Origin of the sequence: Mycetocola spongiae, assembly GCF_020424085.1 — a bacterium.
In the GTDB taxonomy this organism is placed as follows: Bacteria; Actinomycetota; Actinomycetes; order Actinomycetales; family Microbacteriaceae; genus Mycetocola; species Mycetocola spongiae.
The window spans coordinates 2,150,651-2,163,470 of record NZ_CP080203.1; the positions used below are offsets into that span (position 1 = coordinate 2,150,651).

Below are 12,820 nucleotides of genomic sequence, written 5' to 3' on the forward strand. Positions count from 1 at the left end.
GCGCTCAGGACCCCAGATCTCCCATCAGGTGCCAGACGGTGCGGGTGAGATCGGGGTGGCGCAGGCCGATCTCGCGCAGCACCTCGCGCTCCAATTGGTCGGCATCGCGACGGTGCTCGGCGGCATTCTCGCGGCTGCTGCGCGAGGCGAGTCGGGCGAGCAAATACTGGGCCGTCAGCCCGCGCTCCTCGATCGCCTCGGCACGCAGCTCCTGAACCACCAGCTCGTCGATCGTGGGGAGCTCGGCCAAAAAATCGTGTGGGTCCTCCCCGGCGCGGCAACGGTTCTCGATCAGAACCGAACGTTCCAGGGTGGCGTCGCGCCTGAGTCGTGCCAGGTCGAGGGAGGTGATGCCCATCGTGACCGCTCCTTCCGCGGGAGATAAACCGGGGCGCGGCCGGGATGCCGGAAGTGCCCCCTCAAGGGTACGCGCTTCGCGGGGTTCCCGCGCGCCGCGATACCCTAAACCCATGGCTCATCCCGAGGTTTGTGTGTGTTTTATTCTGCGTGACGGCCCCCGCGGCCGCGAGGTGCTGCTCGGGCTTAAGCTGCGCGGGCTGGGCGCCGGAAAAATGGTGGCACCCGGAGGCAAGCTGGAGCCCGGGGAGACCCCCGAGGCGGCGGTCATCCGCGAGGTGGCCGAGGAGAGTGGGCTGGTGGTGGCGGCGGGCGACCTGCGCGCGTGCGGCGTGAACCGCTATGCCTTCCCGCATCGCCCCGAGTGGAGCCAGGTGTCCTGGGTATTTAGCACCGACGTATTCTCCGGCGAGGCCACCCACTCCGATGAGCTGGAACTGCGGTGGGTACCCGTGGCGGAGATTCCCTTTGACCTGATGTGGGACGATGCCCGGCTCTGGCTGCCCGGTGTGCTCGCGGGCGGCAGCGTGGACGAGGACTTTGAATTTGGCGCGGACGCGGCCACCGTGGTGGGGCGCGGCGGACGCCCGCTTGAGGACCCGACACACTCGCAGTAACCCCCGCATCCGGTTTCGGTGGTGAGCGCGGCGCGAAAAAATGCCGTTGAATAGGGGGCGTGAATAAGAACCGCCTGAGTGACCTCGTCTCCGATCTCGACGCCGCCGATTACCGGGAACCGCGCCTCGCGGAACTCTGGGGCCCGGCCGCCGCGGATGCCCTCACCCGGGCCAATCGCCTCCCCGCGCGCCGCGTCCTCGCCGCCGCCCGGATCGAGCCCCTCGCGACGCTTGCGCAACTCTTCCTCGTAGGCGATGCCGTGGGCGTGGACGCACTCGCGGAGGCCCTCCCCCGGTTTGGGGTTGAGGGTGCCGTGGACGCCGGGCTGGTGGCCGTGGAGGGCGACCGCGCCCGCGCCCGCGTGGACCTGCGCCCCTATGCGTTTGTGGATGCACTGGGTGAACAGAACTGGTGGCTCGTCTCGGACCTCGGCGAGATGGTCCGCGGCGGCGCGCTGGGCGAGGGCCACGTGGTGGGAATCGGCGGGGCCGGCCGCACGCTGGCCGGGCTGATCATTCCCGAACCGATGGGGCTCGCGCTGGACCTCGGGACCGGGTGTGGCATCCAGGCGCTGCATCTTGCGCGCTTTGCCGAGCGCGTGATCGCCACCGATATCTCCGAGCGCGCGCTGGAGATGGCCGCGTTTAACGCCGCGCTTAACGGCGTGGAAAATATCGAGTTTCGGCTCGGCAGCCTCTTTGAGCCCGTGGCCGGCGAGACCTTTGATCGCATCGTATCCAATCCGCCGTTTGTGATCACCCCCCGGATGGACGGGGTCCCCACCTATGAATATCGCGACGGCGGGCTTGAGGGCGACGCGATCGTGGCGGCCATGATGACCCAGGCCCCGCGCCACCTGGCCCCCGGCGGAATCGCGCAGATGCTTGGCAACTGGGAGTATCGCGGGGAGCTGGACGCCTTTGATCGCATCCGGGGCTGGCTCGACGCCGGCGTGGATGCGTGGATCGTGGAGCGCGAGCGCCAGGACCCCGTGCGCTATGCCGAGACCTGGATCCGCGATGGCGGCACCGTGCCCGGCACCGCCGCATTTGAGGAGCTGGCCACCGCATGGCTGGATGATTTTGAACATCGCGGCGTGACAGGAGTGGGCTTTGGCTATGTTTTCCTGCGCCGCGCGACCGGGGACCTGCCGATCTGGCGGCGCTTTGAGCGCGTGGACTCGCGCGTGGTGGGTGGGCTGGGTGGCCACGTCGCCCAGGTGGTGGCGGCCCGGGACTGGCAGGCTGCGCGCACCGATGCCGAGCTGGCCGCCGAATCGCTCCTGGTGAGCGGGGATGTCACCGAGGAGCGCCATTATTGGCCCGGATCCGAGGATCCCTCCGTGATGATCCTGCACCAGGGCGCGGGCTTTAGCCGTTCCGTGGACCTGGATACCGGGCTCGCGGCGATCGTGGGGGCGAGCGATGGGACCCTGCCGGCCGGGGTGCTGGTGGGGGCGATCGCCCAGCTGTTGGAGGTGGACGAGGCGGCCCTCGCGGCCGAGCTTCTCCCGCGCCTGCGCGAGCTGCTCGACGAGGGCTTCCTGGTGCCCGCGGAGTTTAATAGCGCGTCCTAGGACGCGAGCCCACACCCGTTTATGTGGTTACGGATGTGGGTGACTTCCCCGGGGCGGCCTAAGCCGTGAGCGCGAGGGCAAACGGAAGCACGCTACCCGCGCCCGCGCGGCGCAGCAGGCCACCCGCCACGGTGATGGTCCAGCGGCTATCCACCCGATCGTCTACCAGCAGGATGGGCCGGCCGCGATACTCCTCGAGGGCCGCGGCGAGCTCGGGACCCAGAGTGAAGCCGTCCCAGACCGAGGCCAACCGATAGCCGCTATTTCCGCCCGAGGAACCGCGCGGGCCCTCGCCCAGCAGATCCAGGGACCCCAGATACGGGAGCCGACCCACGCGGGACAGGCCGCGCGCCACCGAGTCCACCAGCAGCGGATGCGAGCGCGAGGGAAGGGATACCACCGCGGCCGGACGCTCCGCCCAACCCCACTCCGCGAGCACCCGCACGCTGGCGCCCAGCAGGCCCTCGGAGACCGGGGCATCCGGGGTGCCCGGGGCAAAAAGCTCACGCAGGGTATTGCCCCAGCCCAGATCCGTGAGGCGCGCCACCGCGCGGCCCGGCTCGAGGCGCAGGGACTCGGGAATCTTGCCGCGCACGGGCGAGCCATCCAGCAGGACGCCGAGCTGATCGGCCCCCGTGGGCCACTGCCGGCGCGGCTCGATCTCGACCGACACCCGATCCAGTGAGGCCGCCGCAACCCCCGCGGCCTCGGCCGCAACATCGCTCGGATACCAGGCCTGTGTGCAGCGATCGCAGCGGCCACACGGGGCGGCCGTGGCATCGTCAAGATCGCGCTGAAGCGTTTCCATGCGGCAGCCCGGGCCGCGCTGATAATCGATCATCGACTGCTGCTCATCCAGGCGTGCGCGCCGAATCCGATCGTAGCGCGGGGCGTCATAGTGCCACGGCGCACCCGTGGCCACCCAGCCGCCCTCGACCCGGCGCACCGCGCCGTCCACATCCAGCACCTTAAGCAGCAGCTCCAGCGGCGAACGCCGGATATTTACCCGCGCCTCGAGGGCCGGGGTGGACAGGGGGCGGTCAAAATCTAGTGCCGCGAGCACGGCCTCGGCGCGGGCCTCATCGGGCATTGACGCGGTGGCAAAATAATGCCAGATCTCGCGATCCTCCGAGCCGGGAAGAAGCAGGACATCGGCGCTATCGGTGCCGCGGCCCGCGCGACCAACCTGCTGATAATAGGCCACGGGCGAGGAGGGGGCACCGAGGTGCACCACAAAGCCCAGATCGGGCTTATCAAAACCCATGCCCAGCGCGCTCGTGGCCACGAGCGCCTTCAGCTGATTATTTTTTAGGAGCAGCTCGGATTCCTCGCGCTCATCGGTATCCGTGCGACCCGTATACGCCCGCACGTTATGCCCCGCCTCGCGTAGCAGCCGCGCGGTATCCTCCGCGGCCGAGACCGTGAGGGTATAGATGATGCCCGAACCGGTGAGATCACCGAGGTGGCTCAGCAGCCAGCCCAGCCGGGCGCGGGAATCGGCGAGATCCAATACCCCCAGCCGCAGGGAGCGGCGCGCGAGGGAGCCGCGGATGGTGACCACCCCGGCCTCGTCCACACTCAGCTGCTCCTCGATATCGGTGACCACGCGGGCATTGGCCGTGGCGGTGGTGGCCAGGACGGGCAGATCCTCCGGGAGCGAGCGGATGAGCTCGGCCAGGCGGCGATAATCGGGACGGAAATCGTGGCCCCAATCGGAAATACAGTGGGCCTCATCGATTACCAGCATGCCGATCCGCGACATCAGCTCGGGCAGCTGCTCATCCCGGAAGCGCGGGTTATTCAGGCGCTCGGGCGAGACCAGCAGCACGTCTACCTCATCGGCCGCGAGGGCCGCGCGCGCACTCTCCCACTCGTGGGCATTGGCCGAGTTAATGGCCACCGCGCGCACTCCCGCCCGCGCGGCCGCGGAGACCTGATCGCGCATGAGCGAGAGCAGGGGCGAGACCAGCAGCGTGGGGCCGGCACCGCGCCGGCGCAGCAGCAGCGTGGCGATGAAATAGACCGCGGATTTTCCCCAACCCGTGCGCTGCACCACGAGGGCCCGCCGGCGCTGCTCCACCAGCGTGGAGATGGCCTCGTATTGGCCGTCGTGGAATTGTGCGCCGGGAACCCCGGTGAGGTCGGCCAGAATGGCCAGGGCATCAAGCTGCGTCTGCGAGGAGGACATACCCCCAGTCTCGCAGGATCCGCCGACGTTTATCGGGCCGCCCACACCCGCGTCGCCCGGCTAGGCGTTTGTCTCGTGCAGATCGTGGCGCAGGCCGCGCGCGAGCGAGGCCAGGCTTGCATTGGGCAGGAACGCACGGCTCAGGCCGATTCCGATTCTTGCCAGATCGCCCTCGTCCCGATAGAGCAGGAAAACGGGCTCATAGCGCGGATTAAATTTCCGTTTAAAGGCGTGCAGCGAGCGGAAGCCATAGAGCGGCTCGATGGCCTCCCCCAGCCCATTCACGAGCGAGTCGATCAGGGTGGCCCCGGGCTGGCCGATATTGGCCAGCGGTGCGCCCGAGAGCGAGGCGATCTGCGCCCCCTCGGCCGAGAAGTCCCGCGCGGAGCTTCCGATCAGATACTCCATGACCGGGCCAAAGCCCCCCTCGCGGCGACGCATCAGGTCTAGCGTCCAGCCGTGGATCTCTCCGCCCGGCGCAAATACCGGGAGCCAGCTCAGGAAGCCGTCGATCTCCCCCTCGGCGTTATAGGCCAGCGCGAGGCGGACATCGGGGTCGAGGGCCTCGTCCACTCCCCCGAGCGTGAAGCCCATCTCGGGCAGGCCCTTATCGCCCAGCCAGGCCTCGGAGATCGCGCGCACCTGCTGCTGCACGCGCCGCGGCTCGGTGGACAGGTGGGTGAGTCGGAACGTGATGCCCTCGCGCTCGGCCTTATTAATCGAGGTGCGTACCGAGTTCCAGCGCTTGCCCGTGAAGGCCAGGCCGGGCAGATCGATGATGGTGTCCTCGGCCACCTGAAGCGAACGCCACTGCGGCAGCGACTCCGCGCGCAGCGCATCGCTGGCCACAAAAAAGCAGGGCACAAAGCCGGCCCGCTCGCTCGCGGCGATGAACTGTTCACATACCGCCGTGCGCTCCTCGGCGGGGCCCACCGGATCGGCCAGGACAATGGCCGTCTTGGCATGCACCTGATACGCGAGCATGCTGCGACCCGAGGCGCTGAAAAAATGGCGATTATCGGGCCACGTGGCCATCCAGGACATATCGCCGCCGCCCTCGCGGCGCAGCAGCGTGCGCACGCTCTCCTCGGGTCCACCCGCGACGCCGGGAAGGCGGCGCCGGATCGGGACCGTAAAGGCGCCGCGCGCGACCAGCAGATAAACCAGGAAGACACACCACAGCACGGCATTGGCGATGGTCACGGTGGAGCCGCTGACAAACGCCGTGACCTCCTCGAGCTCGGGCAGGTCGATCTGCAGGATTCCAAAAACAATCGCGCCCGCGAGGATATTAAAGATCACCAGGAGGAGGGTGAGCACCCAGGCCAGGCGGCGGCCCACCCGCAGGCCATTGGCGAGCACCAGGATGATGGCGGCGTTGATCAGGGCATGGGGCCAGGCACCGTCAAAGAGCTCGGTGGTACCGAAGGGGCCGCTGGTCTGCACCACGGTGAGGATGAGCTGCATGGCCCCGAGCGCGAGGATCGAGACAAAGGAGGTAAAGCGGCGCTCGTGCACGCTCGCGGCGCGCGGCTGATGGCGCATGCCCAGCAGCAGGATCAGGCCGATAGCGGCGGCATTTAAGACGTTCACCAGCGCCCCCACAAAGAGCACCGAGACCACCATGACATACAGCAGAATGAGGCGTCCGCGGCGCCGCCACGGTTCGCGCAGGCTGTTCACGGCCCCCGCGAGACACGCAAAGAGTCCGGGGCCGGGGCCCACGGCGAGGCCATTGGCGAGCTTATCCGCCCAGACCCAGTCCACCCCCGAAACCAGGGCGAGGAAAAGCGCACACAGCAGGACGGCGGCGATCTGACCAAAGATGAAATAGCGCGCGGCCACCGCGCTGCCGCGGCGCAATTCGAGCCACATCACCGAGACGGGGATGAGGATGATCAGCCCGATATACATTGCGGGCCGCGGCTCCCAGAGCATTCCGGTCAGCAGCGTCCACCAGTGGCCCTTCTCAAAGGACGGCAGGCCATAGGCGATGGCCGGGAAAAAGCGGCGCTCGTGGATGGGCTCCCAGAGGGCGGCCGTGGTGATGGCCATAAAAAACATCACCGCGAACAGGCTCAGCGTGAACGGGATGCGAATCGCGGCGGCCCGCAATCGCCGGGGGTGCCAGCGTCCGACCGCCGGTGCCTCTGCGGTGTCTTGCTCCGGGTTCATGGCGCCCCTAATTCTGTGTGCGTGAACGGACGTCAGCAGATTACGCGCACTATCCGGGGAAAACCCGAGAACGGGCGAGCCCCGTTAGCACTCCACGACGTTAACCGCGAGACCGCCCATTGCGGTCTCCTTATATTTACTGCTCATGTCTTTTCCAGTCTCGCGCATCGTGATGATCACCTCGTCGAGCGACACCCGGTGTACGCCGTCTCCCCACATCGCCATCTTGGCGGCGTTTACGGCCTTTGCGGCACCGATCGCATTGCGTTCGATGCAGGGAATCTGCACCAGGCCGCCGATCGGATCGCAGGTGAGGCCCAGATTATGTTCCATCGCAATCTCGGCGGCATTGGCGATCTGGGCGGGGGTGCCGCCCATGATATCGGCGAGGCCCGCGGCGGCCATCGAGGAGGCGGAGCCCACCTCGCCCTGGCAGCCGAGCTCCGCGCCGGAGATCGAGGCCTGCTCCTTATAGAGCACCCCGACCGAACCCGCGGCGAGCAGGAAGCGCACGGTCACGTCATCGCGCGCCTCGGCGCTCGCGTGCCGCATCCCGGGCGTATAGTGCGTGGCATAAAAGAGGACGGCGGGGATGATTCCGGCCGCACCATTGGTCGGGGCGGTGACCACGCGGCCGCCCGAGGCGTTCTCCTCGTTGACCGCGAGGGCCACGAGGTTCACCCATTCCTGCCAGAACTCGGGATCGCGATTGGGGTCCTCGGCGCGCAGCCGGGCATGCCAACCCGGGGCGCGGCGGCGCACCTTTAGCCCGCCGGGCAGCAGGCCGGTGCGCTCGAGTGCGGAGTTTTTGCACTCCTCCATGACATCGCGGATATGCAGCAGGCCCGCGCGAACCTCCGGCTCGGGACGCAGCGCCTCCTCGTTTTTGAGCATCACGCCGCTGAAGCTTAGGCCGGTTGCGGCGCAGTGGGCGAGCAGCTCGGCGGCGGTGCGGAACGGATAGGGCTGCGCGGGCACTGCATCGTAACCGGATGATGCGGTGTCGGAGTCCTCGGCGCCATCGCGCGTGATAAATCCGCCGCCGATCGAATAAAACGTGGCGGAGTGCACCTCCTCCCCCGCCGCATCGCTCACGCTCAGGCGCATGCCATTGGTATGCCGCGGCAGGATCGTCAGCGGGTGCAAGACGATATCCCCGGCCCCGAAGGCGAGGGGCACCTCTCCCCCGATCAGTAGATCGGCCCCCGCGGCAAAGGCCGCGAGGCGCTCCTCCACCTCCGCGGGCAGGATGTGCTCGGGCTCGCGCCCCTCCAGGCCCAGCAGCACGGCGGTAAACGTGCCGTGCCCGTGCCCGGTGGCCGCGAGTGAACCATAGAGGTCCACCCGCAGGCCCCGGACCCGGGAGAGTACCCCGCGTTCGGACAGCTCCGCCGCAAAGACGGCCGCGGCCCGCATGGGGCCCACGGTATGGGAACTGGACGGTCCGATTCCAATGGAAAACAGATCAAAGACGCCGACGGTCATTGTCGACTCCTCTCGCGAAGCGGTGATGGAGCGATGGGACGGGGTTAGATTTCCACGTCGTTGGCGGCGGCGTAATCCTCGGGGCTCAGCAGCGGGCCCTCCTCGGTTACGGCCACGGTGAACAGCCAGCCGGCCCCATAGGGATCGGAGTTGATGCTCGCGGGGTCGTCGATGGCGCCCTGGTTGATCTCGATAACCTCGCCCGAGACGGGCGCGTAGAGATCGGATACCGACTTGGTGGATTCCACCTCGCCACAGGTCTCCCCCGCGGTCACGGTGGAGCCCACGGCGGGCAGATCCACATAGACGATATCGCCCAGTGCATCCGCGGCCACGGCGGTGATACCGATGCGCGCGGGCGCACCCTCGGCGACCCACTCGTGTTCGGCCGAATACTTCAGGTTCTGGACTACCTTGCTCATGATGATGCCTTTCTTTGATACGAAAATTTAGACGGAACGCCGATAAAACGGGGTGCTGACAACCTCAAAGGGTTCTTCCTTGCCGCGCAGATCCACGTTGACCCGGGTGCCCGGTTCGGAATGGGCCGCGTCCACATAGGCAAAGGCGATGGGATAGCCCAGCGTGGGGCTCGGCTGGCCACTGGTAATCTCGCCGATCACGGCGCCGTCCACGGTCACGGGATAGCCGCCGCGACCCGCGCGCCGGCCGAGGCCGCGCAGCGCCACGAGGCGGCGCCCCACGGCGCCTCCCCGGCCCTCGGCGGCAAAGCCCTCGAGGGCGCTGCGGCCCACAAAATCCACCTCCGAGGCGAGTGCCGCGACGCGGCCCATGCCCGCGGTAAACGGATCCAGATCGCGGCGCAGCTCATTACCGTAGAGCGGCATTCCGGCCTCGAGGCGCAGCGAATCGCGCGCGGCCAGGCCGCAGGGGATCAGCCCGGAGTCCGTGCCCGCGGCCAGCAGCGTGCGCCAGAGCGGCGCCGCCTGCTCATTGGGCACGATGATCTCAAAGCCGTCCTCGCCGGTATAGCCGGTGCGGGCCACCAGCGCGGGAACCCCGGCCACGGTGACCTCGGCGGCGGCATAATATTTCATGCCGGTGATCGCGTCGCTCTCCGCGGCGGGGACCGTGCGCAGCAGGATCTCCTCGGCCAGCGGCCCCTGGATCGCCACGAGCGAGGTCTGCGCGGAGGCATCGTGAACCACCACATCAAAGCCCGCGGCGCGCTCGGCAAGCAGGCCCGCGACGGTCTCGGCGTTCCCCGCATTGGGCACCACCAGATAGCGCTCCTCGCCCAGGCGATAGACGATCAGATCGTCCACGATGCCGCCGTCCTCGGCCACGATCAGCGAGTATTTGGCCTTGCCCACGGCCATGCCCGTGAACAGCCCGATCAGGGCGTAGTTGAGCGCGGCGCCGGCGCCGGGCCCCTCCAGATAAACCTCGCCCATATGCGAGAGATCAAATAGGCCCGCGGCCTCGCGTACGGCGCGGTGCTCGGCCAGTTCGGAACCGTATTTCAGCGGCATCTGCCAGCCACCAAAATCGGTGAAGGACGCGCCCAGCTCGGCGTGCTCCGCGGAGAGGGGGGTGTGCTTTTCGCTCATGATTAGTCCTCAAAATCCTCGATCGGGGGGCAGGAGCAGACGAGGTTGCGGTCGCCCGCGGCCCCGTCGATGCGTCCCACCGGCGGGAAATAGCGATCCTGGCGCAGGCTCGCCACGGGGAACGCGGCGCGCTCGCGCGAATACGGGCGATCCCAGTCATCGCCGATCAGCGCGGAGGCGGTATGCGGCGCGCGGCGCAGCGGGCTCTCGGCCACCGCAAACTCGCCCGCGGCCACGGCATCGATCTCGCCACGAATCAGGATCATCGCCTCGATGAAACGATCGATCTCGGCAAGGTCCTCCGATTCGGTGGGCTCGACCATGAGGGTCCCGGCCACGGGGAAGGACAGCGTGGGGGCGTGGAATCCGAAGTCGATCAGGCGCTTGGCCACATCCTCCGCGGTCACCCCGGTCTGCGCTGTGAGTGCCCGCAGGTCCAGGATGCACTCGTGGGCCACGAGCCCACCCTCGCCCGTATAGAGGACGGGGAAATACTCGTTCAGGCGCGCGGCCACATAATTGGCCGAGAGCAGCGCCGAGCGGGTGGCCTCGGTGAGCCCCTCGCCGCCCATCAGGCGCAGATAGGCCCAGCTGATCGGCAGCACACCCGCCGAGCCATAGCGCGAACCCGAGATGGGTGCTCCCCCGCCGGCGGCGGGATCATGCGCATCACCGGGCAGGAACGGCGCGAGGTGCTCGCGCAGCGCGACCGGGCCCACGCCGGGTCCGCCGCCGCCGTGCGGGATGCAGAAGGTCTTATGCAGGTTCAGGTGCGAAACATCGCCGCCAAACTCGCCGGGCTTGGCCAGGCCCACCAGGGCGTTGAGGTTTGCGCCGTCGATATAAACCTGTCCGCCGGCCGCGTGCACGGCATCGCAGACCTCGCGAACATCGCCGTCAAAGACGCCGTGGGTCGAGGGATAGGTGATCATGATCGCGGAGAGGTTTTCGCGGTGGGTCTCGATCTTGGCCAGCAGGTCATCGTGATCGATCGTGCCGTCCTGGGCGGTGGCCACCACCACCACGCGCATTCCGGCGAGCACGGCCGAGGCCGCATTGGTGCCGTGTGCGGAGGCGGGGATGAGGCATACGGTGCGCTGTTCATCGCCGCGCGAGTGGTGATAGCCGCGGATCGCGAGCAGGCCCGCAAGCTCACCCTGCGAACCGGCATTGGGCTGGATCGAGACCCGGTCATAACCGGTGATCTCGGCGAGGCCCTCCTCCAGCCCGCCGATCAGCTCGCGCCAACCGATGGTCTGATGCTCGGGCGCAAACGGGTGGATCGAGGCAAACTCGGGCCAGGAGATGGCCTCCATCTCGGCGGTTGCGTTGAGCTTCATGGTGCACGAGCCGAGCGGGATCATGGTGCGATCCAGCGCGAGGTCACGATCGGAGAGGCGGCGAATATAGCGCAGCAGCTGCGTTTCCGAGCGGTAGGTATTAAAGACCGGGTGGGTCAGATACTCCGAGGTGCGCACGAGCTGGGCGGGTACCGCGGAGGGGGCCGCAACCACCTCGGCCTTTCCGGTGATTGCGCGCAGCACGGCACTCACGTGGGCGCCCGTGGTGGTCTCATCCACCGAGACACCCACGTGATCGGCGTCGATCACGCGCAGGTTGATGCCGGCGGCCTCGGCCGCGGCAATGACCTGCGCGGCGCGGCCGGGAACGGCGATGGTGAGGGTATCAAAGGCGGAGGCATTCACCGTGTTGATTCCCGCGGCGGCGAGCGAGGCGCGCAGCGTGAGGGCGCGCGCGTTGATCCCCTCGGCGATGGCCCGCAGGCCCGAGGGGCCGTGATAGACGGCATAAAACGAGGCCACCACGGCCAGCAGGGCCTGGGCTGTACAGATATTGGATGTGGCCTTCTCGCGGCGGATGTGCTGTTCGCGGGTCTGCAGCGCGAGGCGGTAGGCGGGGCGCCCGGCATCGTCGCTGGACACACCCACGAGGCGGCCGGGCATCGAGCGCTCCAGGCCCTGGCGCACGGCCATATAGGCGGCGTGCGGGCCGCCGAAGAACAGCGGAACACCCAGGCGCTGGGTGGAACCCACGGCGATATCGGCGCCCTGCTCCCCGGGAGGGGTGATCAGGGTCAGCGCCAGCAGGTCGGCGGCCACGGTCACAAGCGCACCGCGCTCCTTGGCCTCGGCGATCAGGGCCGCGTGATCGTGGATCGTGCCGGAGGCCCCGGGCTGCTGCAGCACGATGCCGTTGATCTCCCCCTCGGGCAGCACGCCCGTGGAGAGATCGGCGACCTCCACCTCAAAGCCCAGCGCCTCGGCGCGGCCGCGCAGCAGCGCGATGGTCTGCGGCAGGGCATCGGCGTCGATGACCGTCTTGCCGCCGTTCTTTTTATTGGCGCGACGCATCATGATCGCGGCCTCGGCCACCGCGGTGGACTCGTCCAGCAGCGAGGCATTGGCAATCGGCAGGCCCACGAGGTCCTGCACCATGGTCTGGAAGTTCAGCAGCGCCTCGAGCCGGCCCTGGGAGATCTCCGGCTGATACGGCGTATACGCGGTATACCAGGCGGGGCCCTCAAGCACATTGCGGCGGATCACGGCGGGCGTGATGGTGTCGTAATAGCCCTGGCCGATCATCTGCACGGCCGTGACGTTTTTCGCGGCGATCTCGCGCAGCTCGGTGAGGGTCTCGACCTCGCTGCGCGCGGGGCGCAGCGCGAGCGGCGTGGACTGGCGGATGCCGCGGGGCACCGCGGTATCCACGAGGGCATCCACGGAGGGCTGGCCGATCGCGTCGAGCATCACGCGGATATCGGCCTCGCGGCGCGCGCCGATATGACGATCAATAAAGGCGGTGGGAATGGCTTCGGGCGTCATCGAGGAA

The 12,820-nt window shown here is 68.1% G+C and carries 9 protein-coding genes; 2 read left to right on the top strand and 7 right to left on the bottom strand.

What is annotated here, in order from left to right:
• Positions 1-4: 4 nt before the first annotated feature.
• Entirely contained in the window at positions 5-358 is a 354-nt protein-coding gene (locus tag KXZ72_RS09750) for a hypothetical protein (RefSeq protein WP_226080648.1), read from the bottom strand.
• Positions 359-470: 112 nt separating this feature from the next.
• Here KXZ72_RS09750 and KXZ72_RS09755 point away from each other — a divergent pair, with 112 nt between their 5' ends.
• Entirely contained in the window at positions 471-974 is a 504-nt protein-coding gene (locus KXZ72_RS09755) for an 8-oxo-dGTP diphosphatase (protein ID WP_226080650.1), read from the top strand.
• A gap of 59 nt (positions 975-1,033) precedes the next feature.
• Positions 1,034-2,551, top strand: a complete 1,518-nt coding sequence (locus KXZ72_RS09760) for a DUF7059 domain-containing protein (protein WP_226080651.1) — start codon at positions 1,034-1,036, stop codon at positions 2,549-2,551.
• 58 nt (positions 2,552-2,609) lie between these two features.
• Here KXZ72_RS09760 and KXZ72_RS09765 read toward each other — a convergent pair whose 3' ends face one another.
• The 6 genes from KXZ72_RS09765 to gcvP all read right to left on the bottom strand — a co-directional run bounded on the left by KXZ72_RS09765 (position 2,610) and on the right by gcvP (position 12,813).
• Positions 2,610-4,739 (bottom strand): RecQ family ATP-dependent DNA helicase, encoded by a 2,130-nt coding sequence (locus KXZ72_RS09765; protein WP_226080653.1) that lies wholly within the window; start codon positions 4,737-4,739, stop codon positions 2,610-2,612.
• Between the two features lie 60 nt (positions 4,740-4,799).
• Positions 4,800-6,914, bottom strand: a complete 2,115-nt coding sequence (locus KXZ72_RS09770) for a bifunctional lysylphosphatidylglycerol flippase/synthetase MprF (protein WP_226080654.1) — start codon at positions 6,912-6,914, stop codon at positions 4,800-4,802.
• An 84-nt stretch (positions 6,915-6,998) separates the two neighbouring features.
• Positions 6,999-8,399 carry an L-serine ammonia-lyase gene (locus KXZ72_RS09775; RefSeq protein WP_226080656.1) on the bottom strand — a complete coding sequence of 467 codons (1,401 nt, stop codon included), beginning with the start codon at positions 8,397-8,399 and terminating at the stop codon, positions 6,999-7,001.
• Positions 8,400-8,443: 44 nt separating this feature from the next.
• Positions 8,444-8,821, bottom strand: coding sequence for a glycine cleavage system protein GcvH (gene gcvH / locus KXZ72_RS09780; RefSeq protein ID WP_226080659.1), 378 nt, complete (start codon positions 8,819-8,821; stop codon positions 8,444-8,446).
• Positions 8,822-8,848: 27 nt separating this feature from the next.
• Positions 8,849-9,970: a glycine cleavage system aminomethyltransferase GcvT gene (gene gcvT, locus KXZ72_RS09785; protein ID WP_226080663.1), complete on the bottom strand. Its 1,122-nt coding sequence runs from the start codon at positions 9,968-9,970 to the stop codon at positions 8,849-8,851.
• A 2-nt stretch (positions 9,971-9,972) separates the two neighbouring features.
• Complete coding sequence (gene gcvP, locus KXZ72_RS09790; RefSeq protein WP_226080665.1) at positions 9,973-12,813, bottom strand: aminomethyl-transferring glycine dehydrogenase; 2,841 nt, start codon at positions 12,811-12,813, stop codon at positions 9,973-9,975.
• Positions 12,814-12,820: the final 7 nt, after the last annotated feature.

Coding starts and splice junctions, on each gene's coding strand:
- KXZ72_RS09750 (WP_226080648.1), bottom strand. CDS start 358: ATGGGCATCACCTCCCTCGACCTGGCACGACTCAGGCGCGACGCCACC.
- KXZ72_RS09755 (WP_226080650.1), top strand. CDS start 471: ATGGCTCATCCCGAGGTTTGTGTGTGTTTTATTCTGCGTGACGGCCCC.
- KXZ72_RS09765 (WP_226080653.1), bottom strand. CDS start 4,739: ATGTCCTCCTCGCAGACGCAGCTTGATGCCCTGGCCATTCTGGCCGAC.
- KXZ72_RS09770 (WP_226080654.1), bottom strand. CDS start 6,914: ATGAACCCGGAGCAAGACACCGCAGAGGCACCGGCGGTCGGACGCTGG.
- KXZ72_RS09775 (WP_226080656.1), bottom strand. CDS start 8,399: ATGACCGTCGGCGTCTTTGATCTGTTTTCCATTGGAATCGGACCGTCC.
- gcvH (WP_226080659.1), bottom strand. CDS start 8,821: ATGAGCAAGGTAGTCCAGAACCTGAAGTATTCGGCCGAACACGAGTGG.
- gcvT (WP_226080663.1), bottom strand. CDS start 9,970: ATGAGCGAAAAGCACACCCCCCTCTCCGCGGAGCACGCCGAGCTGGGC.
- gcvP (WP_226080665.1), bottom strand. CDS start 12,813: ATGACGCCCGAAGCCATTCCCACCGCCTTTATTGATCGTCATATCGGC.